At 47.4% G+C, this 25,020-nt stretch carries 25 protein-coding genes and 1 riboswitch; of the genes, 12 read left to right on the top strand and 13 right to left on the bottom strand.

Going from position 1 to position 25,020, the window contains the following annotated elements; all coding sequences use genetic code 11:
* Window positions 1-172: 172 nt before the first annotated feature.
* On the bottom strand, window positions 173-1,237 hold the full coding sequence (locus EZMO1_RS06060; protein WP_034873259.1) for an IS701 family transposase: 1,065 nt from the start codon (window positions 1,235-1,237) through the stop codon (window positions 173-175).
* Between the two features lie 97 nt (window positions 1,238-1,334).
* Between EZMO1_RS06060 and EZMO1_RS06065 the strand changes: the two genes are divergently transcribed.
* The gene (locus EZMO1_RS06065) at window positions 1,335-1,622 is read left to right on the top strand and encodes a DUF2288 domain-containing protein (protein WP_034874752.1); all 288 of its coding nucleotides are present in this window, start codon (window positions 1,335-1,337) and stop codon (window positions 1,620-1,622) included.
* Between the two features lie 181 nt (window positions 1,623-1,803).
* On the opposite strand, the gene pstB is transcribed toward EZMO1_RS06065, so the two are convergent.
* From pstB to EZMO1_RS06085, 4 genes are read right to left on the bottom strand one after another with little or no spacing between them, the layout of a single operon-like run.
* Complete coding sequence (gene pstB, locus EZMO1_RS06070; protein ID WP_034874750.1) at window positions 1,804-2,574, bottom strand: phosphate ABC transporter ATP-binding protein PstB; 771 nt, start codon at window positions 2,572-2,574, stop codon at window positions 1,804-1,806.
* A gap of 1 nt (window position 2,575) precedes the next feature.
* Complete coding sequence (gene pstA, locus EZMO1_RS06075; protein ID WP_082211898.1) at window positions 2,576-3,484, bottom strand: phosphate ABC transporter permease PstA; 909 nt, start codon at window positions 3,482-3,484, stop codon at window positions 2,576-2,578.
* Window positions 3,484-4,377 carry a phosphate ABC transporter permease subunit PstC gene (pstC, locus tag EZMO1_RS06080; RefSeq protein WP_034874748.1) on the bottom strand — a complete coding sequence of 298 codons (894 nt, stop codon included), beginning with the start codon at window positions 4,375-4,377 and terminating at the stop codon, window positions 3,484-3,486. Before pstC ends, pstA begins: the two co-directional genes overlap by 1 nt.
* A 49-nt stretch (window positions 4,378-4,426) precedes the next feature.
* The gene (locus tag EZMO1_RS06085) at window positions 4,427-5,269 is read right to left on the bottom strand and encodes a phosphate ABC transporter substrate-binding protein (protein WP_086936396.1); all 843 of its coding nucleotides are present in this window, start codon (window positions 5,267-5,269) and stop codon (window positions 4,427-4,429) included.
* A 181-nt stretch (window positions 5,270-5,450) separates the two neighbouring features.
* Between EZMO1_RS06085 and arfB the strand changes: the two genes are divergently transcribed.
* The 3 genes from arfB to EZMO1_RS06100 are packed head-to-tail and all read left to right on the top strand — an operon-like array spanning window position 5,451 to window position 7,076.
* Complete coding sequence (arfB, locus tag EZMO1_RS06090; RefSeq protein WP_034874747.1) at window positions 5,451-5,864, top strand: alternative ribosome rescue aminoacyl-tRNA hydrolase ArfB; 414 nt, start codon at window positions 5,451-5,453, stop codon at window positions 5,862-5,864.
* 33 nt (window positions 5,865-5,897) lie between these two features.
* The gene (gene ybaK, locus EZMO1_RS06095; protein ID WP_034874745.1) at window positions 5,898-6,365 is read left to right on the top strand and encodes a Cys-tRNA(Pro) deacylase; all 468 of its coding nucleotides are present in this window, start codon (window positions 5,898-5,900) and stop codon (window positions 6,363-6,365) included.
* Between the two features lie 36 nt (window positions 6,366-6,401).
* Entirely contained in the window at window positions 6,402-7,076 is a 675-nt protein-coding gene (locus tag EZMO1_RS06100; protein WP_034874743.1) for a hypothetical protein, read from the top strand.
* Window positions 7,077-7,330: 254 nt separating this feature from the next.
* Here the strand turns inward: EZMO1_RS06100 and EZMO1_RS06105 are convergent, their stop codons facing one another.
* Window positions 7,331-8,437 carry an NAD-dependent epimerase/dehydratase family protein gene (locus EZMO1_RS06105; RefSeq protein WP_034874741.1) on the bottom strand — a complete coding sequence of 369 codons (1,107 nt, stop codon included), beginning with the start codon at window positions 8,435-8,437 and terminating at the stop codon, window positions 7,331-7,333.
* A gap of 145 nt (window positions 8,438-8,582) precedes the next feature.
* On the opposite strand from EZMO1_RS06105, the gene EZMO1_RS06110 reads away from it, so the two are divergent.
* A complete protein-coding gene (locus EZMO1_RS06110; protein WP_034874739.1) occupies window positions 8,583-9,554 on the top strand; it encodes a Tim44 domain-containing protein in 972 nt (323 codons plus the stop codon).
* Window positions 9,555-9,604: 50 nt separating this feature from the next.
* On the opposite strand, the gene EZMO1_RS06115 is transcribed toward EZMO1_RS06110, so the two are convergent.
* Window positions 9,605-12,697, bottom strand: a complete 3,093-nt coding sequence (locus EZMO1_RS06115) for a hypothetical protein (protein ID WP_034874737.1) — start codon at window positions 12,695-12,697, stop codon at window positions 9,605-9,607.
* 137 nt (window positions 12,698-12,834) lie between these two features.
* Here EZMO1_RS06115 and rlmF point away from each other — a divergent pair, with 137 nt between their 5' ends.
* Window positions 12,835-13,791 (top strand): 23S rRNA (adenine(1618)-N(6))-methyltransferase RlmF, encoded by a 957-nt coding sequence (gene rlmF, locus EZMO1_RS06120; RefSeq protein ID WP_034874735.1) that lies wholly within the window; start codon window positions 12,835-12,837, stop codon window positions 13,789-13,791.
* A gap of 42 nt (window positions 13,792-13,833) precedes the next feature.
* On the opposite strand, the gene EZMO1_RS06125 is transcribed toward rlmF, so the two are convergent.
* Window positions 13,834-14,601 (bottom strand): NAD(P)H-dependent oxidoreductase, encoded by a 768-nt coding sequence (locus EZMO1_RS06125; protein WP_244886731.1) that lies wholly within the window; start codon window positions 14,599-14,601, stop codon window positions 13,834-13,836.
* A gap of 335 nt (window positions 14,602-14,936) precedes the next feature.
* Between EZMO1_RS06125 and EZMO1_RS06130 the strand changes: the two genes are divergently transcribed.
* Both EZMO1_RS06130 and EZMO1_RS06135 read left to right on the top strand, forming a co-directional pair.
* Entirely contained in the window at window positions 14,937-16,136 is a 1,200-nt protein-coding gene (locus EZMO1_RS06130) for a transposase (protein WP_082211895.1), read from the top strand.
* The gene (locus tag EZMO1_RS06135; RefSeq protein ID WP_034873259.1) at window positions 16,117-17,181 is read left to right on the top strand and encodes an IS701 family transposase; all 1,065 of its coding nucleotides are present in this window, start codon (window positions 16,117-16,119) and stop codon (window positions 17,179-17,181) included. The genes EZMO1_RS06130 and EZMO1_RS06135 overlap by 20 nt, the downstream gene beginning before the upstream one ends.
* Before the next feature lie 173 nt (window positions 17,182-17,354).
* Here EZMO1_RS06135 and EZMO1_RS27245 read toward each other — a convergent pair whose 3' ends face one another.
* On the bottom strand, window positions 17,355-17,600 hold the full coding sequence (locus EZMO1_RS27245) for a hypothetical protein (RefSeq protein ID WP_061509300.1): 246 nt from the start codon (window positions 17,598-17,600) through the stop codon (window positions 17,355-17,357).
* A 396-nt stretch (window positions 17,601-17,996) separates the two neighbouring features.
* Between EZMO1_RS27245 and EZMO1_RS06145 the strand changes: the two genes are divergently transcribed.
* The 3 genes from EZMO1_RS06145 to EZMO1_RS06160 all read left to right on the top strand — a co-directional run bounded on the left by EZMO1_RS06145 (window position 17,997) and on the right by EZMO1_RS06160 (window position 20,089).
* Window positions 17,997-18,416 (top strand): hypothetical protein, encoded by a 420-nt coding sequence (locus EZMO1_RS06145; protein ID WP_034874731.1) that lies wholly within the window; start codon window positions 17,997-17,999, stop codon window positions 18,414-18,416.
* A 39-nt stretch (window positions 18,417-18,455) separates the two neighbouring features.
* Window positions 18,456-19,213 (top strand): IS1 family transposase gene (locus EZMO1_RS28010; protein WP_420809906.1). Its coding sequence is split into 2 segments (ribosomal slippage): window positions 18,456-18,723 and window positions 18,723-19,213, totalling 759 coding nucleotides; the frame shifts between segments, so codons are not numbered across the junction.
* 42 nt (window positions 19,214-19,255) lie between these two features.
* Entirely contained in the window at window positions 19,256-20,089 is an 834-nt protein-coding gene (locus EZMO1_RS06160; RefSeq protein ID WP_034874729.1) for a hypothetical protein, read from the top strand.
* 76 nt (window positions 20,090-20,165) lie between these two features.
* On the opposite strand, the gene EZMO1_RS06165 is transcribed toward EZMO1_RS06160, so the two are convergent.
* The 4 genes from EZMO1_RS06165 to EZMO1_RS06180 all read right to left on the bottom strand — a co-directional run bounded on the left by EZMO1_RS06165 (window position 20,166) and on the right by EZMO1_RS06180 (window position 23,598).
* Complete coding sequence (locus tag EZMO1_RS06165) at window positions 20,166-21,353, bottom strand: iron-containing alcohol dehydrogenase (protein ID WP_034875552.1); 1,188 nt, start codon at window positions 21,351-21,353, stop codon at window positions 20,166-20,168.
* Window positions 21,354-21,370: 17 nt separating this feature from the next.
* On the bottom strand, window positions 21,371-21,616 hold the full coding sequence (locus tag EZMO1_RS06170) for a hypothetical protein (RefSeq protein ID WP_051789760.1): 246 nt from the start codon (window positions 21,614-21,616) through the stop codon (window positions 21,371-21,373).
* A gap of 102 nt (window positions 21,617-21,718) precedes the next feature.
* The gene (locus EZMO1_RS06175) at window positions 21,719-23,116 is read right to left on the bottom strand and encodes an IS110 family RNA-guided transposase (protein ID WP_061509303.1); all 1,398 of its coding nucleotides are present in this window, start codon (window positions 23,114-23,116) and stop codon (window positions 21,719-21,721) included.
* A gap of 236 nt (window positions 23,117-23,352) precedes the next feature.
* Window positions 23,353-23,598, bottom strand: coding sequence for a hypothetical protein (locus EZMO1_RS06180; RefSeq protein ID WP_034874727.1), 246 nt, complete (start codon window positions 23,596-23,598; stop codon window positions 23,353-23,355).
* Between the two features lie 168 nt (window positions 23,599-23,766).
* Window positions 23,767-23,875: riboswitch (TPP riboswitch) on the top strand.
* 137 nt (window positions 23,876-24,012) lie between these two features.
* Between EZMO1_RS06180 and EZMO1_RS06185 the strand changes: the two genes are divergently transcribed.
* Window positions 24,013-24,999 carry an ABC transporter substrate-binding protein gene (locus EZMO1_RS06185; RefSeq protein ID WP_034875548.1) on the top strand — a complete coding sequence of 329 codons (987 nt, stop codon included), beginning with the start codon at window positions 24,013-24,015 and terminating at the stop codon, window positions 24,997-24,999.
* Window positions 25,000-25,020: the final 21 nt, after the last annotated feature.

Below are 25,020 nucleotides of genomic sequence, written 5' to 3' on the forward strand. Positions count from 1 at the left end.
CACACATCTCACTTCGGTTAATGAATTATGGAAGTTCGATGTCCCTAAATACTCAATCCTGATCGAAAATTGTGTTTATAGTCTGTAGGCTTGATGCAGGTGCTATTGAGTGTGGCGAATTAGTATAGCCAAGGAATAACGATACGAAACTAAGGTTGGTTTAATTAATCACTCATGTTACGCACCCCTTCATCGACTGAAGTTTCTGGAACGATGATTTCAATGCAGTGAGATAAAGCTTTGCCCGCAACTCAAAATGGTTTAAATCAAGCTTATTAGCCAGCACCTCGAGACGAAATGCCGAATATATCGACATAAACAGATGATTACTCTGCGTCAAAACTGTATAAGTCGGTGACTTGGCCATTGACGCATTAGATTTGAGTGTTTTATGGAAGACTTCAACTTTCCACCGTTTTTTGTAGATCGCCTTCAAAGCCTCTGCGTCACACTCAAGATCACTGCATATCAGATAGAGAATGCCCTTACTGCCATCTTTGTTTGTAAAGACCTGCCGGAACAGCAGAACGGGGAAGTCCACGCCTGCAATCCAGCCTTTGATAGGCTTTTCTTCTGAGAAATCAATGGAATCTATGCGCTGTGAGCGCCCCCGACTTTTATCTTCCTCACTCAGCGAAACCTTCCGGTTTGACTTGCTGGCCATGACAAAATGCTTATCGCATTCGTGTCGTATATACAGCATGTTGTCGTTAGAACAGAACCAGCTATCTGCCAGCACGTAACGAAATTTGAGCTGATTATCACAGCAAACTTTCAGCATCTCCCGAAAGTCTTCGTTCTTGGTGGTTTCAGCCTTGCGTTTAACTTTTTTAGTTTTTACGTCGGAGTATTGAATAGGCTTTTCGATAAGCTTGTAGGCCACGGGAATAGAGATATCACCGACATGGTAAACAAAGTTGAGAAGGTTGATACCTTTTACCGAACGACCAAAGGTGTGATCAAAGTGCCATGCAATCAGGTCGTTCTCATCAGTGTAGAGTTTCTCCTGAATAGTGTCGTCGGCAATAAGTACTCCATCATCGCGCTCTTCCTGACGCACAACGGCTTTAACATGGTGCCAAAGAGTCTTACTGTCGAAGTGATTACGGGACAGAAGGCGTGTTACCTGATCATGGCTGTATGCGCCGTCCAGCAAAGATGACAGCTGTGTAGCTGTCGTTTTGCCGAATGAGGACAGCAGGTAATCGCTATACAGCTCAAACAGCTCTGTGTTCATGCTCTAAAGCATGGCAGATTTTTCTGGGTGCGTAACATGAGTTAATCACTGGTGCGATAGAATTTCATTTAGATTCAAATGGTTAAGAAGAGAACTCATGCAGGAAGTAAAAGAAAAACTGAATCTTGAAACGGCGCGGATTCACTGGAAAGAACTGGAGCGCTTTTTTGCACAGGGGGTTGTGCTGAATGTCTCGGCATCGCTGGACTTGGTTGAAGCGGCTTGTGCGGTGTCAGTGGATGATACACAGCTGGTACAGAAGTGGCTGAATGAGAGGGTGTTAGTAAAGGTGACCGATCAGCAGGCGCTTCAGTGGCATGAAGACAATACAGAACTGTGGAGTGTGGTGGTTCGTCCCTGGGTATTGGTGCAGGATCGTTCCTGAAAAAAGACACACCGCACACATTCTTTTTTGGATAAAACCAACGAAGAATATGTGCGGTGTTGCTCAGACTAACTATTACTTAACTGATGTTACGCACCTTAAACGAAGGAATCAGGGCTACAGAGCAATGACCTCGTTCGGAAATCTTGATGATTCGTAGAGGGTGCGTAACTCCAGTTACTTAACCAAAGCGTCCGGTAATGTAGTCGTGAGTTCGTTCATCGGATGGCGTCATAAACAGTTTGTCAGTGTCGTCAAACTCGATCAGTTCGCCCATCAGAAAGAAACCGGTTTTGTTGGAAATACGACGCGCCTGGTTCATGGAATGGGTCACTATCACAATGGTGAAATCCTGACTCAGCTTGTCCATCAGGTCTTCAACCCGTGCAGTGGCAATAGGATCTAGGGCGCTGGTGGGTTCATCCATCAGAATAACATCGGGTTTCATGGCGATGGTTCGGGCAATGCAAAGGCGTTGCTGCTGACCACCGGACAGTCCCAGAGCTGAATCTTTCAGACGGTCTTTTACCTCGTCCCACAGTGCGGCACCGCGTAGAGACTCTTCCACCACTTCATCCAGTGTACGGCGGTTGTAAATGCCCTGGGCTCGTAATCCGTAGGTGATGTTGTCGTAGATGCTCATGGGGAACGGGTTAGCTTTCTGGAATACCATGCCAACCTTCATGCGCAGGCGCTGCACATCAACCTGACCGTAAATATCCAGTTTATCCAGCTGTACCGAACCGTCGATGCGGGTATCCGGTATCAGGTCGTTCATGCGGTTCAGTGTGCGCAGCAGGGTGGACTTGCCGCAGCCTGAAGGCCCGATCAGTGCGGTGACTTCCTTTTCAGGAATATTCATGGAGATGTTAAACAGAGCCTGCTTTTCACCGTAGTGCAGGTTCAGGTTTTCAATCTTGAATTTGCTCTGGTGCAGTTCAGGGGTGCGCATATCAGTTAGCCTTGAAGTATTTGGAAATCACACGGGTCAGGACGTTCAGTCCAAGCACAATCAGCACCAGAGTGGTGGCCGTGGCATACGCCTGGTTCCATTCATTGATGGAAAACAGTTCCGTGGTTAATTTATAAAGGTGTACGGTCAATGTACGACCAGAGTCGAATACAGAGTTAGGAATGCGTGCAACCATACCGGCGGTCAAAAACACCGGAGCGGATTCACCGATAATCCGGCCAATACACAGAATGATCGAAGTAATAATACCGGGCAGGGCATTGGGCAGAATCAGACGCCAGATGGTGTAGATGCGGGAAGCGCCCAGTGCATAGGAGCCTTCACGATAGGTCTGAGGCACTGCAATCAAAGACTCTTCAGTGGTACGAATGATCACTGGCAGAATCAGAATGCTCAGGGTCAGGGCTCCGGCAAGAATGGAAAAACCCATGCCGAGTGTGGACACAAACAGGGTTAAACCAAACAGGCCGTAAATAATAGAAGGAATACCCGCCAGACTTTCGGTGGCAAAGCGAATCAGTTTAACTACTTTGCTGCCCGGCTTGGCGTATTCCGTCAGGTACACGGCTGCCATAATGCCAACGGGGGCCGCGATGGACAGAGACAGGCCGATCATATAAACCGTGCTGACAATCATCGGCCAGATACCGGAAGTGCTGCCAGTGCGGGTGTAATTGGTGGTCAGAAACGCCCAGTCCACGTGGGCAATGCCATTGCTGACAATGTGCCACAGAATCCAGGTCAGGACTCCGGTTGTGCCAACGGTAGAGAGTACAATCAGGCCAATGACAATATTGTCCTGAATCCGTCGTTTGTTCTGTCCTGCGCTCAGGTCAACAGAGGTTTCTTTACCCGCAGGAATAGACTGTTCAGATACCAGACTGGTCATTAGGACACCTTCTTACGGTTGAGGTACAGCAGCGCAGAGTTCAGCAGCATGATAAAGATAAACAGTACGATACCTGTCGCATACAGGGCGTTGGCGTGCAGACCGCTGGCGTAGGACATTTCCAGTGCAATGTTGGCGGTCAGCGTTCGGGACGGTTGCAGCAGACCGGCTATCATGGGTGCATTACCCATGACCATGATAATCGCCATGGTTTCACCAATGGCGCGGGCAATGCCCAGAATAACGCCGGTGAGAATACCGGAGCGGGCAGCAGGAATAACCACTTTAAAAATGGTGAAAATTTTAGAAGCACCCAGCGCCAGGGAACCTTCGCGGTAGGTTTGAGGAACGGCTCTCAACGACGTTTCAGACAGGGTGATCACGGTTGGCAGAATCATAATAGCCAACACAATAATACCGGCCAGTGTCGTGTTACCGGCTGGAATACCAAAGATCTGTTCGATCAGGGGGACGATAACCACCAGACCAAAGAAACCATAAATAACAGAAGGAATACCCGCCAGCAGTTCAATGGCGGTTCGCAGGGCGTAGGCGACTCGTTCCGGGGCGATTTCTGCCAGAAATACGGCTGTCAGCAGACCCATGGGAACGCCAATGGCAATGGCACCCAGTGTGGAGAAAACCGATCCACTGATCATGGGCAGAATGCCAAAGTAACCTGGTGGGTTCCAGACAGAACCGGTCACAAATTCTCCAACACCCACACTCTGAAGCGCCGGTAATCCTTCAATAAAGATAAAGACGGCGATAGTGGCTACGGCAAAGGTGCTGACCAGGGCACTCAGGAAAAACAGGCTGTGGAATGATTTGTCGATCCGAACCTGTCGCATGTTGGGTGTCATGGTTTGTGTGACTCTCCAGTAATAACTCATGGCCGGTGAACACGTGGTTTACCGGCCTTAGAAAAGCGTTGTATCAGGATCAGATTACCGAGATGTAACCTTTGTCTTTCACAATCTGCTGAGCTTCGTCAGTCAGCATCCAGTCAAGGTAGGCACGGCTGGCTTCGCTCTGTTCGGTACTGTTGAACATCAGTTCGAAAGGACGGGCTACACCGTAGGCACCGCTGCTGATGTTGGCGTCGGTGGCTTCAACACCATTAACGGTCAGGGCTTTCAGACTGTTGTCCACTGAACCCAGTGAGATGTAGCCAATAGCAAAGTCATTCTGTGCTACAGTGGTTTTCACCGCACCGTTACCGGCTGCTACCTGTGCAGAGGCAGAAATGGCAGACACTTTCTTGCCGTCTTCTGTAGTCATCTTCAGAGACATAATGTCTTCGAATGCTCCACGGGTACCGGAAGCCGGGTCACGGGTCACAACAACAATCGGGTTATCAGCACCGCCGACTTCGTTCCAGTTGGTGATTTTGCCTTTGTAGATGGCAGAAATCTGGTCGGTGGTCATGTTGGTAACGCCGTTGCTGTTGTTAACCACTACTGCAATACCGTCGTGTGCCAGAATAAACCTCTCTACACCGTCTGCCAGTTCATCGATGGCAACAGCACGGGAAGACATACCGATCTGGCTGGTGCCGTCGTTGGCAGCACGGATACCGGCAGAAGAGCCTGTACCCTGAACTTCAACCACCACTTCAGGGTTGCTGCCCTGAAATGTTTCGCCCAGAACTTCCATCAGCTCGGTGACCGAGGTAGAACCGGAAACACTGACAGAGTGACTGGACTGGGTGTCTGCGCCTCCGCAACCCACCAGAGTGGCTGCAACACCGACAACGCCGAGAGTGGACAGAATGGCTTTTTTCACTGTGTGGCCTCTTTAATTGACTTCTCAGCCAGTGGCTGTTTTGTTGGACATCAGAAGTATTTCTATTGTGAGGCAGAGAGTAGGGAGGTTATGTGACAGAAAAGTTTCTCGAATATGACAGAAATATGACAAGCTATGAAAAATTGATGTGGATCAATGGTGAGGGATAACTTAAAAAAGAATGATCAAAATATCACAGAATGTTTCCCTGACTGATGAGGAAGTCAGTATCAGCTTTATCCGGGCTCAGGGAGCCGGAGGTCAAAATGTTAATAAGGTGTCGTCTGCTGTACACCTTCGGTTTGATATCAAAGCGTCGTCTTTGCCGGAATTCTACAAAGAAAGGCTGCTGAAGCTGAGTGACCAGAGAATCACCCGGGACGGGATCGTTATCCTCAAGGCACAAAGTTATCGAACGCAGGAGAAAAACCGCGAAGATGCCCTGCAGCGTCTGGTTGAGTTGATCAGGAGCGCCGTGGTTGTGCAGAAAAAACGTCGGCCCACCAAGCCGACCCGGGCTTCCAAAACCCGGCGGATGGACAAGAAAACCCGGCGTGGGCAGGTTAAGTCACTGCGTGGCCGAATCAAGTATTGAACGATTAAGTATTGAACGATTAAGTATTGAAGAATGACACCAGCAGTCAATCTGGCAAAGAAAGCCAACATCCCGTTTACCGTTCATGAATATCAGCACCATGCCGGAGCTGACTCCTATGGTCAGGAAGCCGCCCGGAAGCTGGGCCTGAACCCTCGGCAGGTCCTCAAGACCCTGATCGTCAAGCTGGATGGTCAAAAGCTGGCGGTGGGTATTGTTCCCGTCGCCGGGCAGCTTGATCTCAAGGCCATGGCAAAAGCCTGTGGTGCAAAAAAAGCTGCCATGGCGGAACAGGCTGAAGCGGAGAAAAGCAGTGGTTATGTTCTGGGCGGCATCAGCCCTCTGGGGCAGAAGAAGCGGCTAATGACCGTTTTGGACAAGAGCGCAGAGCAGTTTGAAACCATTCATGTCAGTGCGGGTCGTCGTGGGCTGGAAATTGAGCTGGCGCCTGCTGCTCTTATCACTCTCACAAATGGCCAACTGGCCCCAATTGGCAAGTAGAATTGACTTATTGGTCATATAAACTGCACAAAAACCATGGTTCTGGAACTTATCAGCAGAAAAGAGCTCTATTCTGGTAATAGTTTTTTGATAGCTACCTGCTTACGAGAAGAAAAGGAGTTCGCCATGAATCCATCTGCTGCGGTCGGAATGGCTAAAAACCTGATTTACAACCACGGTCGCACGGCCACCACACTCTTGGCAGGCGCTGCCGGGCGCAGTGCTGGTGTGCAGCTTGGACCTCAAGCTGTGAACGCTTTTATTAACTGGACTGTTAAGGGCGCTGTCACCAAATTCTTTCTTCGCAATGCTACTCATGCTGCAATCGGTGGAGGCTACGCATGGCTTGGGCAGGCTGCTTTTACACTGGGAGCTTATTACAGCCCGGATCCTGTTTTGCTTATGCGAAAATGCGTTGCGTATAAGCACGATCGAGATTATCGCAACCAACTGAAAACATTCGACCCGGAAGCGCTGACGGCCAGAGCGATTAAAGAAGGCTGGTTACTTTGCGACGACCTGCAGAAAAAACCACCCATTATTGAGGATTACGTTGATATGCAATCCTATGAGCAGGTTGATGATGAAGACGCTAAGGGTTTGCCAAAAACTGGTGTCATGGGTCCGCTCAGACCTGTGGAAATGGACGATCTGAAATCTCGGGTATCTGCCGAAGGGTTTGTATTTGTCAATAAACGAGAGATAGCCTGATCCTCTGAATGATGCTCATTTGATCCTGAATCAGTCGTAAGATTGATTCAGGCCTTCCGCCAAAAAGCACCTTGCCAAATCATATCCACCACGCATACCAAAGAAAAGACTCGTTGATCAAGTCATCAAAGATTAACTGTCGTCTGGTAAATTTAATAGCGAGCAAAATGAAATCATTAGGCTTTCTCCTGGCTATTGCCCACCGCTGCCACCACCAAGAGGTGAAGGTATAGTACGTGGCTGATTGGTGAGAATTAGTTGATATTGTCGTAGGTTGCTTTCCTTAGCGTTGCCTCCTTTCTGATTTTATCGTGCAACTCCCGATAGTAAGGTATCGAATCTTCCCAGGCATCTTCCCTTGAAAACAACGGTGAGTAACCCAGTTCGACTCTGGCTTTTTCAATACTGAAATAATTGTCCATGCTTACTCTTTCCAGAGCCATAATGGTTCTGGGCGGCTTCGGCAGTTTGATGACCTGATGCAGTTTTTCCCAGACCTGAAAGGTCTGTTTTGCCAGACGATAAGAGACATGTTTGGCCGGGTGTTGGTAGCCCAGTGCCTGTATCAGGGGGCTGGACAAATCCATGATATTAACGGGCTCGCCGTCGTTGATGAAATAAGCCTGTCCCGGAGCATTGCCGTGTTGGCTGAGTTGCTGAGCCGCCAGAATCTGTCCATGTACAAGGTTGTGAATGTAGGAGTGATTCAAACGTGCAGAACCGTTACCGAAGATCGTTTTAAAGCTGCCATTCACCAGCTGCTCAATAATGATTTTGAACATCATCTGATCCCCGGGTCCCCAGATACCACTGGGACGCAGAGCACAGGTATACAGGTTATGAGTACCGTTTGCGGCCAGTACCAGTTGTTCGGCTTTGGTTTTTGTTTCTGTATACAGATCACGAAAGTTGCTTGCGTACGGAAGGGATTCATCGCCACCCGCAATGGGCTGACCATCAATAACGACACTGCTGGTGCTGGTATAAACGAGTCGTTCAACGTCATTGATCATGGCGGATTCGACAATGTTTTTCGTACCCTCCAGATTTATTTCGTATGACAATTGCCGAGTAGACTCCGGAATCACGTTATGGGACCGGGTATCCATGATAGCGGCGGTATGAAAAACCGTATCAATACCTTCACAGGCAAGTATGGCGTCGCCTTTGTCACGGATATCGCCCCGCATGACTTCAAGGTTATGGTGCTCCAGATTGCTTTTGATGCGATCTAAAGAGCGAACTTTATAGCCACTGTTTAACAGGGTCTGTACCAGATGGTGTCCCAGAAAACCTGAGCCTCCGGTGACCAGAACCCTGCCCGGATCAGCCGGAACAGGCAGAGGAGGGAGTCTATTCATCACAGTTATTTTTATTATCTGTTGGCTACCACTCGTTATTGTGAAGGGGTAATGGTCGATATGGCAAGAGCGAATTGGTGCAGTTGCGGGTTGAAATATTCAGCCATGCCCATAGGATAGAAAGACCACAAGAGGTAGATAGTGAATGAAGAAACTTGCTTCGCTGATGGCGATGTTAATGGTGTTCAGCCTGGCCTTTACGGTTCCGGAGGCTGAAGCCAGACGTTTTGGTGGCGGTAAAAGCATGGGGCGTTCGTTTAAAACCGCGCCAGCTCCCAAACGTCAACCCGCTTATCAGCAGAACCGGACTGACCGGCAACAAAATGCTACCCGTAACCAACAGAACAATAGTCGCAGAGGCATGTTTGGTGGTTTGCTGGGTGGACTTCTGGCAGGAGGGTTGATTGCTTCACTGCTGGGCGGTGGTGCTTTTGCCGGTTTGAAAATGATGGATATTCTGATCATGGGGCTGCTGGCCTTTGTGTTATTCAGGGTGTTCCGAAGTATGAATCGAGCCAAAGCCATGGCTGGTAACCACTCGCACGCTTCACAGGCTGACCGGCAGTCTGGCCAGAATTCTCAGAATTACCGTGAGCAACTGCAGGACCTGTTTAATCAGGATACACAGACACAAAGCCGTGATGCCGGTTTTGAGAACGACGGTTTTAAGAATACAGAGAGAAGTTCTGACCCGGCACCACAATCCGGCTTTGGCGTCAGCGATGTACCTATGGATGTGCCTATGAATGTGCCGTCGGACTTCAACCTGAATGCATTCCTTAACGGTGCCCGTGATCATTATCGCGCTTTACAGGAGGCCTGGAACAAGAGCGACTTTAAAACCATGCAGGAATACCTTGATCCTGCCTTGTTTGAACAGATGAAACCGGTGCGTGAACAACTTCAGGGTGATCAGCATACGGAAGTTATGTTTGTGGATGCAGAAATGGTGCGTGCCGACTATACGGCACAGGTCGCTCAGATCAGTATTCGCTTTACCGGCAAGTACCGGGATACGGTTGAAGGTGTGGAAGAAGATATTACCGATATCTGGCATCTGGAGCGGGATCTGACCCGCCCGAATGCGCCATGGCTGATTATCGGGATTGAATCCTGACGTCAGCAACAACCATTAAGATCAGTGAAGCAGAACGGACTGTGTCTGTTTCACTGATCTTGAATGATCACTTTTCTTATCAAAGCAGGATCTAACTGTTTTGCGTAGAGTTTCAAACTCTCAGCCAGTGCCTGTTGGTCTTTCCGCTGTCGGCTTTCTATGCCCGATGTCTGCAACCACTGGTCAATCATTTCAGCGTTCGGCTTTGCGCCTTTTGGGCACAGTTCGCTGATGTCCACCAGAGCGCGGGCCTGTTCAAAGTGTTTAACCCGTTGCTGCGAAGTGAATTTGTCCAGAAGTCTGTAAGCCCATCTTGGTCTGAGTGAACTGTCCATTTTTTTCAGCAGGCCGGTTAATCCCTCGGGGGCTTTTCTTGCATGGGGTACCTTTCTGACATCATCGGGTCTGTACCGGTTCTCAGCGGTGTCTTTCAACTGATGCAATGGGTTCAGAAAGGCCGCTGCCTGCCGGGGTTTGACCTGTTTATTAAACACCATCGTCAGCAGATTTTTTGACACCTTGCTGACTTCAGCGGACATATTTGCAACAGAACTTTTTGGTAAGGTTTCGGCTGAGGATTTCAGAACGCCTAAGTCTGTTGACAATATCCGTCGTTTTCTTTGGCTTTTAGGGGGCTGAACCTGAAGTTGTCTTTCCAGATTGATTAACCCGTTCTTAACCTGATGAAGGTCGGTTTCGACCTGTCTCCTGACCTGAACATGGTCGTGAATGGTATCTTTGTGTCGTTTTGCTTGTTGAACCGCATTCTGGAACTGCTTCATGTGGTCGATGAAATCTTGTCTGTGATAGTCCAGCATGTCCGGAGAGTTAGGTTGATATCGCCAGCCTTGGGTTACCTCGTCAAATTGAATTACACCGTCTGGAAGGTTTTTGGTGAAAGCTTCTGCAATGGCTTTTTGCTCCTTGTTTTTGCTATTCAGAAAGTCTCTGAAGGGTGGGTCGTCAACGGTTTCAGGTGTCAGTAATATATTTATTTTGTAGAGTGTACCACCGCTGGGGGAAGGTTCTATTGACACTTCAGCAATGCCTTGAAGAGCAGCATTAAATTCGTTTTCAACTTTTTCGTGTAACTCTTTTTTTGAATTAAATAGTCTATCCGGGGAGAGTCCATTAATTCGATTTGCCAATTGCTCTTTTAGTGATTCATCCAGATCAGCACATAAGTCCTTAAAGCGTGCGGTTACATCTTGCCGGGTGTCTTTTTTGCTGGCTTCGGGGAAATCTGCGATCAGATAGATCAGGGCGTCTCTTCCTTTTTCAATACCACCTAACTGATAATCCAGTTTTATTTCATTGAGATCTCTGGCAGTTTGCTGTAGTTCCGGCAGCTCAGAGTCCACCCAATTTTCCATGTTTTGGGCAAGGGCTGCGATTTCTTCTGCAGTATGTGCATGAGCCAGAACGTGCGTGAGTATATCAGGAGAGGAATAGACTTCCGAGGCAATCTTGGCAAAGGCCGAGTTCCTTTTTTGATTGTTTTGCTCTTCTCGTCCTTCAAGAAACGCCAGCATATTGGTGAATAATTCCATAGAGGCAGCACTGGATGCCAGCTCCGGCTCTTTGGTGATGAAGGTGCGAGCGATTGGATTGAGCAGTTGAAGAAAAGCCGGTGCAGATTTCGGGCTGGTGGTCAGTACAGGCAATACTTCTTGTGGGAGAGTCTGCTCCAGTTGTTGCAACTGGTTTAACCTTTCGTCGGCTGCGTCAACCGCCATCATCCAGTCTATGGAAAGCTCTGGTGCCTCTATTTTCTTGATTTGATCAGACAGTGATGACAAGGCATTGAGCGTGTCTTTACAGGCTAATGGCACCGTTTGTTCCTGCAACCGACTTTTCCTGATAGCCAGATTCATAACCGGTGCCAGACGACTGTAATGTTGCGCTTCTTCTGTCAGAAACTGGTGAAGGTTTTTCTGGGCTTCCTGTCGCTCTTCAGGTGTCGTTGCAAAATTAATGGCTGTCACTCTGGTCTTCAGGGCCGGGTTTTTGATGTGGGAAGCGATGTAACCGTCGAACTGTCCATTTTTAACGGTTTTAATCCTTGCAACTATTTCCTGACATTGCTTCAGTAATTGAGTGGCTAAAGTCTGTTTTTGAGACGTATCCTTCCTGCTTGCAGATTCGTTTGCCAGGGATTGCAATTCCTGAAATGCGTTGTGAAATACAGCTTGATAGGTTGCCAACACTTCCCTGTCGTCGTCAGAAGCTTTGGCTTCCTGAATCCACACTGGCAGAAGCTCCATGATACTGTTCAGGTCATTGATTGAATGTTCGAGTGACTCCCTTAATGTCCGGGCATTTTTTGCCTGGCCTATATTGTGTGCTATTTCAGCCAGCAGCAGTTCGGGCTCGATGGCAGGTCGGGCTTCAGGGTGCGGGGTCATTTCCTCAATAGCGGGTGTGTCCGCTGCAATAAGCGATGTTTTTTCATCAGAAGTTGAAGTCGCTGGTGCTTCCGGTCCTATGGTAGGTTCAGTGTCAGGCGTTATTAATGCTTCTGGTTCGGTTTTGATCAGTGCTTCGGACGATATTGATTCTTCTAATCGGACTTTTGTTTCTGTGATCGCTGCAGTGGCCTGCCTCATTAGCGACTTTAACTGTGCCATGGACGCTTGCAGGCTTTTTTTTCTCAGGGTCCATTTCAGAGACTTCTCCAGTGTGTCCAGATCTTGCAAAATGGTTGTCAGGCTCTCGTTGGCTGCCATGACATTGAGAGCACTTTCGGCTTCAATCTGCCCATCCACTGTCAGTTGTGCAACCCGCTGCTGATAGTGAGTGGATAACGTTTTAAGGCTGGTTCTGACGGTGTCAACGGTCTCCATCAACTGGGCGCGGGATAGTTCGGCTTCCTGTTCTCCGGGCAGGTCTGCGACGGTTTTAAAATAATTATTTTCAACTTCCTGAATTTTTATTTCCCAGTCATCCAGCGTTCTGTTTCCAGCCTGGCTTGCCTGTTGCGACAGATATTGAGGGTTCTCGGGCTGCTCATGAACGGTACGCGGGTTGCCAGATGTCTTAAATAGACCTTCTGACGCTTTTTCAGCTCCTTCTGACTCTTTATCCTGAGTGATCTGGGGTGTTGTTATTTGGGACGATGATCTTCGAGTTGGTGACGTTGGCATGGTGGCAGTTCCCGAGGCCCGGATTTCTATTGTTGATATTTTTGTCGGCAAAGAGCTGTAATTTCGGATATTAGCGGGCGTTTTTTGTGGCTTTTCCGACTAAAATTCAGCCTGAACTATTTTGACTGGTCATTGATATGCCCACTAAGCGCCCAGCCGCTAAGCTGCACCCACGCAACCTTCATCAGGGACGCTATAACATCAAAGAGCTTTGTTCGGTTCATCCGAAACTAAGCACTTTTGTTAAACGCAATCCCCGTGGCGATAACACCATAGAGTTTTCCAGCCCTCAGGCGATCATTTGTCTGAATCAGGCATTGTTGAAGCATTACTACCAGATCCAGCACTGGGCTGTTCCAGACGATTATCTTTGCCCTCCCATTCCCGGCAGGGCTGATTATGTGCATTACGCCGCTGATCTTCTGGGCTCGGTGAATCTGGGCAGGGATTCGGTGAAGGTTCTGGATATCGGCACTGGCGCCAACCTGATTTACCCCATCATTGGCAGTCAGGTGTATGGCTGGCAGTTTGTTGGCAGTGATATCGATCCGGTATCGGTCAAGTCGGCAAAGCAGATAGTTAACAGCAATCACAACCTGTCAGGAAAGGTGAAGGTTGTCTTGCAGGAAAACAAGAACCAGTTTTTCAGTGGGGTCATTGATAAAGAAGATCGCGTTGCTCTGACGCTTTGTAATCCGCCTTTTCATGCTTCAAAGAAAGAGGCGGAAGCGGGCACAACCCGCAAATGGAAAAATCTGAAAAAATCATCGGCCAGACGTGGCAGTCAGTCAGGATCTATCAGTACAAAACAGCTTAATTTTGGCGGTCAGAGCAATGAACTCTGGTGCGAAGGCGGCGAGTTGCGCTTCCTGAGCGATATGGTGCGTGAAAGTGCAGAGTTTGCCCGACAGGTGTTTTGGTTCACCAGCCTGGTTTCTAAAAAAGAGAATATTGCACCTTTGCGAGAGCTGTTAACGGAAACAGGTGCAAAGCAAGTCAAAGTGAAGGCGATGAGTCAGGGGCAAAAAATCAGCCATATGCTGGCGTGGAGTTTTATGGACATTGAGGAGCACCGGAAGCCTCAGTCACAGTAATAGAGTGACTGACACGCCCATGTGCGTGTCAGTCCCGGCTGGTCAGAACCACTGAACGATCTGGTCCATACTTCGACGGGTTTTGGGGAATACGGGTTCATCCGCGCGATAACCCAGTGCCACCATCACTGCAGGTTTGTAGAGTTTTGGGTCGATACCAAAATGCTGCTCCAGAACATCAATTGTCCTGTCCATCTCAAAACCTTCGACAGGACAGGAATCAATGCCCATTAGAGCGGCCACTGACATTACATTGCCCATGGCGATATAAGCTTGCTTGGCAGACCAGTCGGTAATCTGTCGCTCGCCTTCAACTTTAAAGTCGTGCTCCTGAAACTTCTGAAATGCCTGGTTAATAAATCCGATAACATCCTCCGGCAGATGTTTCACCTTTTTCATAAAGGTTTGCTGGTAGTCACTGTTATGTTTCATGGTGGCGTCGGTATGAGCCAGGAAAATCAAGAAGTGACTGGCGGTACCCAGTTGACCCTCTGTACCGTTAAAAGCACCATTGGCACCCCAGGTAAAGTCACGGAATAGCTCGCGTTTTTCAGGGGTCTGAACAACCAGCAGCTGCCAGGGCTCGAACCCAAAAGAGCTGGGTGACAGACGGGCGGCTTCCAGAATCGTATCAAACTGTTCCGGACTGATTTTCCGATCAGGGTCAAACACCTTTACGGCGTGACGGAAGTTAAAAGCGTCGATGATCTGCTGTTGGATGGCTTTGTCCGATGCGCTCATGGTATGGCTCTCGCTAGAAATACGACAAATACCTTGTTCCTGACTGGGCAGGCTGTTGGAGGTATTCATGGAAAAGGTTAGCAAGAAATCAACGACATTTTACTGACGTCTATAGTCATTTTGATGGTCTTGTGGTGAATGAAGCAAATCTCAAAAGTGCGGCAGCGGCTGAAAAATATTTTTGGACATCTATGAGCCTGAGATTCAATGGCATTTATAGCGTGACATCGACAAACTGTTGCACTTGATAGGTGCTGGCTATCGTTTGGGGCTATTCAAAGCCAGCAATTCCCGACGAATTAATTCAGCCCAACAGTACCAAGGTCTGAGAAGGACCCATAAAAAAGCAAATTCCTGAACTTTGAGCTAAATTTCATGCAGTACTCATTCACTGTCGTATTTCTATGCCTGCTAAGCAAGACAAAATTTTGGTCGATCGGTTAATCAATACTGTTCGCCAGCAAGCATCCCTAATACCTGATCATCGTCCCAATAATTGCAAGGAAAAAATTCTTCTCTCTGATGCAATAATGTCCGGTCTGGCTGTGATGCACATGAAATGCCCTTCACTTCTGAGCTTTGAGCATGAATGTAAAAATCCAAGGGTTGTTCACAACCTGCGCCAGATGTACGGCGTTCAGCGTATTCCCAGTGACACCCATCTGCGGGAGATACTTGACCCTATTGAAACTGATCATTTCAGGCCATTTTTCAAGTCACTCTTCTCTTACGTCCAGAGTTCGAAGTGGCTAAAAAAGTTTCAGTATTTTGAAGAAGGCTATCTGGCTCCAGTGGATGGTACAGGGCATTTCGCTTCAGGCAAGATTAGCTGCCCTGAATGTTGTATCAAAAAAGCCGATACTGATACCCCCCAGTATTACCACCAACTGTTGGCTATATGTCTGGTCAAGCCCGGACAAAAAGAGGTCTTGCCTCTGATGCCAGAGCCTATTACCAAGCAGGTCAATGCTTCTAAAAACGATTGCGAAAAAACCGCACTAAAGCGGTTGCTGGAAAACGTCTACAGAGAACATCCCAAACTAAAACTGGTACTGACATTTGATGACCTGTATTCAGATGGGCCGACGATAAAAATGGTCAAGTCTTATGGGTACAGCTTCATTATGGTGGCCAAGGACAGCGACCATGCGTCATTGGTTGAGGCGGTTGATACTCTGGATGCCAGGGGTGAGGTTAACCGTTATGAATACGTTGATGAGGACGGCTACCGGCACTGGTTCAGATACGTCAACAACGTTCCCATCAACAAGAGTCACAAGGATGTTCTGGTCAACTATCTGGAATATGTTGAGATTAGCCCCAAGGGCGAGAAATACACCAATGTCTGGGTAACAGATATCCAACTGACTGACGACAGCGTCACCAGAGTGATGCGCGGAGGCCGTGCGAAATGGAAGATTGAAAATGAAACCTTCAACACGCTCAAGACACAGGGTTACCACCTCGAACACAACTACGGACACGGCAAGGAGCATTTGGCTACAAACTTTGCCTGCCTGACGTTTACCGCCTTCCTTATTGACTCATGTTACGCACCCAGAAAAATCTGCCATGCTTTAGAGCATGAACACAGAGCTGTTTGAGCTGTATAGCGATTACCTGCTGTCCTCATTCGGCAAAACGACAGCTACACAGCTGTCATCTTTGCTGGACGGCGCATACAGCCATGATCAGGTAACACGCCTTCTGTCCCGTAATCACTTCGACAGTAAGACTCTTTGGCACCATGTTAAAGCCGTTGTGCGTCAGGAAGAGCGCGATGATGGAGTACTTATTGCCGACGACACTATTCAGGAGAAACTCTACACTGATGAGAACGACCTGATTGCATGGCACTTTGATCACACCTTTGGTCGTTCGGTAAAAGGTATCAACCTTCTCAACTTTGTTTACCATGTCGGTGATATCTCTATTCCCGTGGCCTACAAGCTTATCGAAAAGCCTATTCAATACTCCGACGTAAAAACTAAAAAAGTTAAACGCAAGGCTGAAACCACCAAGAACGAAGACTTTCGGGAGATGCTGAAAGTTTGCTGTGATAATCAGCTCAAATTTCGTTACGTGCTGGCAGATAGCTGGTTCTGTTCTAACGACAACATGCTGTATATACGACACGAATGCGATAAGCATTTTGTCATGGCCAGCAAGTCAAACCGGAAGGTTTCGCTGAGTGAGGAAGATAAAAGTCGGGGGCGCTCACAGCGCATAGATTCCATTGATTTCTCAGAAGAAAAGCCTATCAAAGGCTGGATTGCAGGCGTGGACTTCCCCGTTCTGCTGTTCCGGCAGGTCTTTACAAACAAAGATGGCAGTAAGGGCATTCTCTATCTGATATGCAGTGATCTTGAGTGTGACGCAGAGGCTTTGAAGGCGATCTACAAAAAACGGTGGAAAGTTGAAGTCTTCCATAAAACACTCAAATCTAATGCGTCAATGGCCAAGTCACCGACTTATACAGTTTTGACGCAGAGTAATCATCTGTTTATGTCGATATATTCGGCATTTCGTCTCGAGGTGCTGGCTAATAAGCTTGATTTAAACCATTTTGAGTTGCGGGCAAAGCTTTATCTCACTGCATTGAAATCATCGTTCCAGAAACTTCAGTCGATGAAGGGGTGCGTAACATGAGTTATTGATCAGATAGAACAGTTAGGGTGTTGCTTGTTTCAGAAAGCCTGGACGGCAAGCCACTCTAAAAAAGCGCTTTGGGAGCATATGAGAAGCCTGTTTCAGTGGTTTTTCATTGACTCTTGGCGAGACTTTTTTATGGCAATAATCTCAAGAACCTCTGAAGGAGTTGGTCATAATATCCGTTCTGTTATTCCAGATACTTCATAGCTGCCGGGGTGAGCCTGTGTCTGAGCGAAAAATTCATCCAGAATGTCAGCTTTGGGCTGAAGGTTGTTTGCTGCAAATCCGAAAAATGGTTCACCCTGCAGCAGGGTATACGTCTTAAGGCGTATATTTGTCGGGAATTGCTGATTCAAAGCTATTCTGGCAATTGATTGCACGTTTAATGGCGTTGTAGAAACTATGGTCAGTATCATCGCGGATTAAAAAAACTACTTTAAGATGATTTGATAGATAAATGAATTATGTAAAAAATATTGTCACTTTTTTTGGTTTATATTTATCTAGGAGTTTAAGTAATAATGTGAATTAGTAGCTGTCAGGTTTTATGTTTTAAAGGTTTGATTTTGGTTTGATTAGACGAATGACTTTTTTATTAAATAAATCAATACGATTTTTGTCGAATTGATTGGTGTTTTTGTTATTGATGATAATTTTTATAAAATGAGATCGGGATCACTATTCTATTTAATTGGCATCAGCTATTGTGTAGAACTGTTTTAATGCGAAGCCTTGGGTCTAATTCCCCGCAGCTTGCTGCGAACTACTCAAGAGCTAACTTGATACCCCGGAGCTTGCTCCGGGGTAGTTCAATGGGTCGCCGTCGTCTTCTGCAGAAGAAACTGGATCTTAGTCGTGAGAGTGCCGGAGAACCCTGCAGTTCGGCCTGGTTTCGGGTTGAGGGCAAAATTGATGTCTGTGATATTGTAGGAAAAGAGCACACCGGCTGGCATGAGCGTGTTTCGGGTAACCACCCTGAAGATCCGGATTACAATCGTTTTAACTCAACCAACCATTTCATGGGAGATGGTTACTGGGTTTGGTTAATTCCCCTCTCTACGGGGTATACCAGTGTTGGAATTGTAGCCCTTGAAGAGCGGCAACCGTTCTCTTCCTACAACACCCTTAAGAAGTCTATGGCATGGCTAAACGACAATGAGCCAGATATTGCAAAGCTGCTGGAAGGAAAAGAGGTAGTGGCACAGTTCTGTGATTCTAGCCCTGTCTGCTAAAATACGACATTCGGCAACTTTGAAAAATGCGGTTTAAAAATGTGCCTTACGCAAGTCCTCTGTACAACATGTGGCAGTAACCAAGTTCGGCCTTTCGGATACAGCACTCATGATGTTCCACGATACTATTGCTGTAATGACAAATGTGAAATCAAAACCTTCATGCTTGAATATCGCTACAAGGCCTGTGAGCCTGGCGTTAAAGAAAAAATCATCGATATGGCAATAAATGGCAGCGGAATCAGGGATACAAGTAAAGTACTCGGAATAAGCAAGACAACAGTAATAAAGACTCTAAAAAAAAAGAAAGCGGTCTGGTAAAGGTCAACCCAAATATTCAAACTATTGATCTCAAGTCAGATGCAATTATTCATGTAGGGCTTGTCTGCCAAGAGGCTGAGCTAGATGAGCAGTGGTCGTATGTTCATGATAAATCGAACCAACGCTGGCTTTGGTATGCTGTTGATCACGCTACAAATACCGTGCTTGCTTATGTTTTCGGAAAACGGAAAGATGAAGTTTTTAAAGAACTCAAAACACTTCTGAAGCCATTTGGTATTAATAAATTTTACACCGATGATTGGGGAGCCTATGAGCGACACCTTGATGAAAACATGCATATTATTGGTAAAGCAAACACTCAGAAGATAGAGCGTAAAAACCTTAATTTTCGGACTTGGATTAAACGGTTGGCCAGAAAGACAATTTGTTTTTCAAAGCTCGAAAAGATGCACGATATTGTTATTGGATTATTGATTAATAAAGTTGAGTTTGGGGTCAATATTCACGCGATATAACAGTTCTGGCCCACTACCGGAAAAGAAATCCTTGATTTCAAAATGTTGCGCAGATACAGCCACTCTGTGAAGCAGGTTATCTCCAAAGATCAATGGGCCGTTACCGGAGAAGCTGGAGCTTTTATTGATCTATTTTATTCACCGGGTACGGATTCGATTAGCTACGTAAACTGTATGATCAGTGAAGCGATTGATGCACACCGCAAGCAAAAGGATGTACCGGAAAAAGTATTTGATATTCTAAATCGGGACTATATTGCCTGGGCTGATCGTACCACTGCCAATATCCAGGCTGGTTATCATTTTTGGGATGACGATGTTGTTGGAGCCATGAAAATCCTCTGGGATTTGACCAATTCGGTCTGGTTTAACGGAACCAAATTCAGAAACATGATTTTCGAAAAGGGCTTTATTGATAAGGTGCTTGAGTACGATGCCCAGTTTATGTCGATGCTGGATCGCTTTGAAAACCTGCGTAATCTTAATAAAAGAGTGGTTGGCCTTTTACATCATTGGAAAGCAGCTTCAGGCAGAACTGCCAGTTACGAGTGGATTGATTATTTCGAGCACCTGACTTTTCTCCGTGATGATGTGGTTGAACGGACTAAAGGCGCACCATCACCTTACAGTGATATTGAGAAAGCCTTTATGCGAGTGGAAGATATGGCTGTAAACCTGTTCCTGCTAGCGGTAGAAGACACCATGCCAGATAAGCTGGCTCTTATTAAAGAGAAATCAGCATCGCTCTGGGTTAACCCATACGCGGTGTCACTAAACTGTGAAAACTGGGATTCAGACGGTCTTTTCCAGCGGTTACATACAGATCGTGATATTTCCTATATGAGGGATGCTTTTAAAAAAGTGATCTCTTTCTGATAGAGAGACACCCCCGGTAAGAGCGCCGGGGGTGTCTATTGTGTTTGTCTTACTAGCGGGCTATTGCTGTTATTGCTCAGCCACTCCATGCTCGCCTTAACACACCCAGAATATCTTCATAATCGGCTTCTTTCGGATTGAAAATAATTGATCCGTCGTCAATCGCTACAGTAGCGATCCGCTCCAGCTGATCTTCGGCTACTTTCCCTGTTTCTTTCAGTGTTCTGGGCAACTTGTGATCCTGGTATAACGTATCCCTCAGTGTGCTGATGTAGTCAATTGCACGTTCTGCTCGTTGTTCTTTTGGGGTGGAGGTATAGATGTCCTCACCAGCCAGTGGCAGCAACAGCTCACCGATTTTGTCGCCATTGACTTCGCGGTTGTATTCCAGCACATAGGGCAGAAACAGATTCATGCACAGCCCGTGAGGGAGATGACAGACACCACCCAGAGCGTGCCCGAGAGAATGCACCATGCCTACCATGGAGTTGGAAAATGCAATGCCTGCCATGGTTGAGCCTTCAGCCAGAGCCAGACGACTATCGGCGTCTGATGGGTTTTTCAGGGCATTAAAAAGGTGACCGGAAATCTTTTTAATGGCAGCAAATGCATAGGCATCACTGACCGGGTTGGCAGCCAGACAGGTATACGACTCTATCGCATGGGTCATGGCATCCATGGCTGTCATTGCAGTAATGTGGGCAGGCAATGTCAGTGTCATTCTCGGGTCGAGGATGGCTGCATTGGGAAGTAAAAAGCCCGAGGCGTAACTGCGTTTAATGCCATTGTCATCGCTAATGACGGCGACAAGTGTGGCTTCTGAGCCTGTACCGGAGGTGGTAGGAATCACAAAGAAAGGCTTCAGTGGCCGTTTAAGTGCGTGGGCTCCGGCGTATTGGCTCAGGTCATCGCCACCCTCCGAGACCAGAATGTTAACCGCTTTTGAAGTGTCGATGACCGAGCCTCCACCTATAGCGATAATGGAGTCACAGCCCTGTTTGCGATAAGTGTCAGCTGCCTGTCGAACACAATGTTCGCTGCTGTCCTGTGGTACATCATCAAACACGTTTGAGACAGTGATGTTTGATTCGGCAGAGGCTGTCACAACATGCTCAACCAGTCCTGCGCCCTGTACACCTTTGTCTGTAATGATCATGGGGGTTGACAGATCGAGGAGCGACAATTCAAAGGGCATATGTTCAAGGGCTTTATGACCCGCAATGATTTTTACCGGGGAAAAAAACTCATAGTAGGAATTATTCATAGTCTTCATCCAAATAGTCATCGTCCAAGAAGAATGCTTTTGGTGGCCTGAGCGTAAATCTGTGTTGCTTTTGTGACTTTCTCTTTTAAACCAAGGTCATGTGGATAGCGTTTTAATGCCCTTCGAGCAATAAATCTCGGCAGTATTAATGCTTCCAGCCGGTTCAGAATACGAACGAATTTTGTCGCATAGTTGAGATCGCCTTCTGCCACCATACGGTCACGGGCAAAAGAGATGGCCGTGCCCTCCTGAAAACTGAACACCAGAAAAGCATGGCTGGTGTGTTTGAAACGTATGGTGAGGTCTGCCGGTTTATGAGGACTTCTGAGTAACTCCCCATGAGCTCGCCGGTTGCTAAAACAACCCTAACCGACGGCGGTTTCAACCGGCGTTAATGTGAAGCCCATATCTTTAGCCTTCTGCTTCAGGGTTTTTAAAACTCTTTCTCTGTAACGCTGCTCAAAATATTCCTGACCTTCATCTACATACTGACTCCCATGTTTGAGCATACTGTAAACCAGCCTTGCCAGCTTATGTGCTGTTGCCGTAATCGCCTTTGGAGCACCAAGCTTGCTTCGCATTCTACGGTAATAGGCACCCAGGGCGCTTTTTGAGTTGGCCAGTGCATAAGCCGCCAACCTGAATGCTGTTGCGGCTGCGCCTGGCAAACGCTTGGTTTTCCGGTTCAGAACTTTACCACCGGATATTTTGGTTCCGGGACAGAGCCCTAACCAGGAGGCAAAATGTTTAGCGGAAGGCCATCGACTCATATCCAAACCGATTTCTGAAACAATCTTCAGAGCCGTATTTTCGTCGATGCCGTCGATATCAGTCAGATCGACACCACTCACCCGGTTGAGCTCTGAACGCACATCAAAGTCTGGAGCGCAACGGGACTTCCGTTTTTTTGAAGGCTTATCTGGCGTAGAAGGCTTTTGAGAGTCTTTATCATCTTTGCTGTCAAATGTGTTGAGCTTCTGTTCCAGAGCTTTGTCACAAGCCCTGATTTTTTCATCATAAGTATCGTAAAGTTCAACAGCTTGCCGCAGAGCAAATACATGCTCATCCCGATAATGCCCCTTCAGGGATTTGGCGATTTCTTCCTCGGATTTTTTGCAGTGCTTGTCACGATATCTGGCCAGCTCCACAGGATTCCGCTGCCCATTCAGTATGGCGCGGATAATAGTCATACCGGTTTTTCCGGTAATATCAGTCACCACATTATCCAGTAACAGATTCATCTGTCGAAGTGCCTTTTGCATATGCTGGATGTGGGAAGCACGGTAGCCAACAAGAGTGTCACGTTGTCGTCTATAGGATCGCAATGAACAAACCTGTTCATCCGGGCGGAACGCGCCATTGAGCAATCCGTAAGTATGTAACTGCAAAAGCCATTGGCAGTCCAGAACGTCAGACTTACGTCCGGCAACATTCTTTACATGTCGTGCATTGACCAGTTTTACATCAAGCCCCCGGGATTCCAGTATTTCAAACGCAGGTATCCAGTAAATCCCGGTTGACTCCATCACAACGGTGGTAATGCCAAGCTTTACGAGCCAGTCAGCCATAGCTTCAAGGTCTGCGGTAAAACAGCCAAATGAACGCACCGGTTGTTCATCTAACTCTTCTGGCACTGCAACAAAGTGTGACTCTGACCCGATATCAATACCGGCGGCAAAGAGATTGATTTTCTCCAGATGTCCAGCAATACGCTTTTTGACTCTGTCAGAATGGGAACGGTTGGATTTGCTGCGGCGAGACATGGTTTACCCTCTATACTTCTGTGCGAAGGCATATCCGGATATGGGGCTGTCGATGATTCGCATTCTTCCGAACGAGATCGCATATTGCGTCATCAGTGATGTTGTCGCCAGCTCCCCGACCACGCTTTCAAACGGGCAAAAGGCACCAGTGTGTTTACGGTCTCTGGTCCGGATATGTCTTCCTTTCTATCATAGGCATGTAGACAGTAGTTGGGAGAAAAGTTACTCATAGATGTTCAGCCGGGGGCCCGGCTTGGAGCGCTTTCAACCAGCTCGAACAGCCCGACGTCCGTTACTTTTAGTCTAAAGCCTGCCCCTTGCGGGCTGGTGATCATTGCAATGTGATAGTTGTCGGGTATCTTCTGTATTTCTTCCTGCGCCTGTTTATCGAACCTGCCCAGTGCAGATAATGCATTGCCCACGATGACGGTCATTATCTTTACATAAACCGTTTTTAAGCCTGTCAGATACTGAGCCTTCATTATTATTTCTTTATTGTTAGTGAAGTCAGAAAAATATACCGGCTTCTCAGGTTGACGTCTATTGACGACGGGACAGAACTATTAAGACCTGTACGTTCGTAGTGAACAGCGCCTTAGTTATGAGAGGTCGTTTCTGGCAGCCACTGTACATCTAAACTACAATTTTTCTCCAGTGACGCAGGGTGCCTGTTGGATACAACCCTTTATCAGGCTGAGATCATACCTGTTGAACCTGACCCGGTTAGTACCGGCGTAGGGACTGTCGTTATGCTATTGATTTGCCTGTTATGCTGCGGGAGAAAGCATTGTCGTTTATTGGGCGGCTCTGAAAAGTGATTCTGCAACAGAAAGGCTGTGTTCGTTCAGGGCTGTATGCGTTGCTATTCCGTTTGGATTTTTTTAGGGGATTCACGCATGTCCGATATCGTTATTTCTACAACAGACAACTCCCGGCTTTCTCTGCTCCTGAACTGGTACGCCAATCCTTATCATACGCCGATTTTTATGGCGCACTATCTGGGTTTCTATGAAGACGAAGGTCTTTCGCCTGCCATTATGGAAACCACCGATCCTTCCGATGTCACCGATCTGATTGGCCAGAATAAGGTCGATATCGCCCTGAAAGCGATGATCCATACCTATGCTGCAAGGGCAAAAGGCTACAAAGTGGTTTCTACCGGTACGTTGTTTCACGAGCCTCCTACCGGACTCATCTTCTTGAAATCCAGCGGCATTAAAGGTTTTGAAGATATCCGGGGCAAACGCATTGGTTATATTGGTCGATTCGGGAAAATCATTATTGATGACCTTGCCCGACGTGCAGGTATCGAATTGGACGCCTATGAAACAGTACGAGTCGGCATGAATATGACGGACGCTATTTTGCAGAATCAGGTGGATGCCGGTATGGGAATAGGCTGTTTCCAACAGGTCGAGCTGGAGCAGGCCAGTGGGCAGGAAACCGGCATACTGCGTGTGGATGAACTGGCCGGTTTGGGTTGCTGTTGTTTCTGTTCCATTCTGTTTTTGGTGAACGAAGAGTACCTTGCGCACAATGAAGACAAAGTTCGCCGTTTTATGAAGGCAACCCAGCGCGGTGTTCAGTGGACGCTGGAGAATCCGGAAAAAGCCTATGACCTGCTGTGCCAGAACATTCCACGGTTAAGAACCGAGACATTCCGTAAAATATACATCAGCTGTCTGCCTTATTTCTCCAGAGATCTGGTTAATGTTGAGCGTGACTGGGACAAGGTTGGGACTTATGCTCAGGAACTGGGTATTACCGATGAATCCATGGATGCCATGAGCTGCTACAGCAACGAGTATCTGCCGGAAAGACCCTATGCTGACTTCCAGCCTCTGGACGGGCATTACCTGTCTGAGTCAAGAGCAGCGTCCTGATTCTGAAGTCGATTATTGCAG

The sequence above is a fragment of the Endozoicomonas montiporae CL-33 genome, assembly GCF_001583435.1.
GTDB classification, from domain to species: Bacteria; Pseudomonadota; Gammaproteobacteria; order Pseudomonadales; family Endozoicomonadaceae; genus Endozoicomonas_A; species Endozoicomonas_A montiporae.

Excerpts from the sequence above, each read along its gene's own strand:
- EZMO1_RS06060 (WP_034873259.1), bottom strand. The coding sequence starts at position 1,237 with ATGAACACAGAGCTGTTTGAGCTGTATAGCGATTACCTGCTGTCCTCA.
- EZMO1_RS06065 (WP_034874752.1), top strand. The coding sequence starts at position 1,335 with ATGCAGGAAGTAAAAGAAAAACTGAATCTTGAAACGGCGCGGATTCAC.
- pstB (WP_034874750.1), bottom strand. The coding sequence starts at position 2,574 with ATGCGCACCCCTGAACTGCACCAGAGCAAATTCAAGATTGAAAACCTG.
- pstA (WP_082211898.1), bottom strand. The coding sequence starts at position 3,484 with ATGACCAGTCTGGTATCTGAACAGTCTATTCCTGCGGGTAAAGAAACC.
- pstC (WP_034874748.1), bottom strand. The coding sequence starts at position 4,377 with ATGAGTTATTACTGGAGAGTCACACAAACCATGACACCCAACATGCGA.
- arfB (WP_034874747.1), top strand. The coding sequence starts at position 5,451 with ATGATCAAAATATCACAGAATGTTTCCCTGACTGATGAGGAAGTCAGT.
- ybaK (WP_034874745.1), top strand. The coding sequence starts at position 5,898 with ATGACACCAGCAGTCAATCTGGCAAAGAAAGCCAACATCCCGTTTACC.
- EZMO1_RS06100 (WP_034874743.1), top strand. The coding sequence starts at position 6,402 with ATGGTTCTGGAACTTATCAGCAGAAAAGAGCTCTATTCTGGTAATAGT.
- EZMO1_RS06105 (WP_034874741.1), bottom strand. The coding sequence starts at position 8,437 with ATGAATAGACTCCCTCCTCTGCCTGTTCCGGCTGATCCGGGCAGGGTT.
- EZMO1_RS06110 (WP_034874739.1), top strand. The coding sequence starts at position 8,583 with ATGAAGAAACTTGCTTCGCTGATGGCGATGTTAATGGTGTTCAGCCTG.
- EZMO1_RS06115 (WP_034874737.1), bottom strand. The coding sequence starts at position 12,697 with ATGCCAACGTCACCAACTCGAAGATCATCGTCCCAAATAACAACACCC.
- rlmF (WP_034874735.1), top strand. The coding sequence starts at position 12,835 with ATGCCCACTAAGCGCCCAGCCGCTAAGCTGCACCCACGCAACCTTCAT.
- EZMO1_RS06125 (WP_244886731.1), bottom strand. The coding sequence starts at position 14,601 with ATGAATACCTCCAACAGCCTGCCCAGTCAGGAACAAGGTATTTGTCGT.
- EZMO1_RS06130 (WP_082211895.1), top strand. The coding sequence starts at position 14,937 with ATGCCTGCTAAGCAAGACAAAATTTTGGTCGATCGGTTAATCAATACT.
- EZMO1_RS06135 (WP_034873259.1), top strand. The coding sequence starts at position 16,117 with ATGAACACAGAGCTGTTTGAGCTGTATAGCGATTACCTGCTGTCCTCA.
- EZMO1_RS27245 (WP_061509300.1), bottom strand. The coding sequence starts at position 17,600 with ATGATACTGACCATAGTTTCTACAACGCCATTAAACGTGCAATCAATT.
- EZMO1_RS06145 (WP_034874731.1), top strand. The coding sequence starts at position 17,997 with ATGGGTCGCCGTCGTCTTCTGCAGAAGAAACTGGATCTTAGTCGTGAG.
- EZMO1_RS06160 (WP_034874729.1), top strand. The coding sequence starts at position 19,256 with ATGTTGCGCAGATACAGCCACTCTGTGAAGCAGGTTATCTCCAAAGAT.
- EZMO1_RS06165 (WP_034875552.1), bottom strand. The coding sequence starts at position 21,353 with ATGAATAATTCCTACTATGAGTTTTTTTCCCCGGTAAAAATCATTGCG.
- EZMO1_RS06175 (WP_061509303.1), bottom strand. The coding sequence starts at position 23,116 with ATGTCTCGCCGCAGCAAATCCAACCGTTCCCATTCTGACAGAGTCAAA.
- EZMO1_RS06180 (WP_034874727.1), bottom strand. The coding sequence starts at position 23,598 with ATGAAGGCTCAGTATCTGACAGGCTTAAAAACGGTTTATGTAAAGATA.
- EZMO1_RS06185 (WP_034875548.1), top strand. The coding sequence starts at position 24,013 with ATGTCCGATATCGTTATTTCTACAACAGACAACTCCCGGCTTTCTCTG.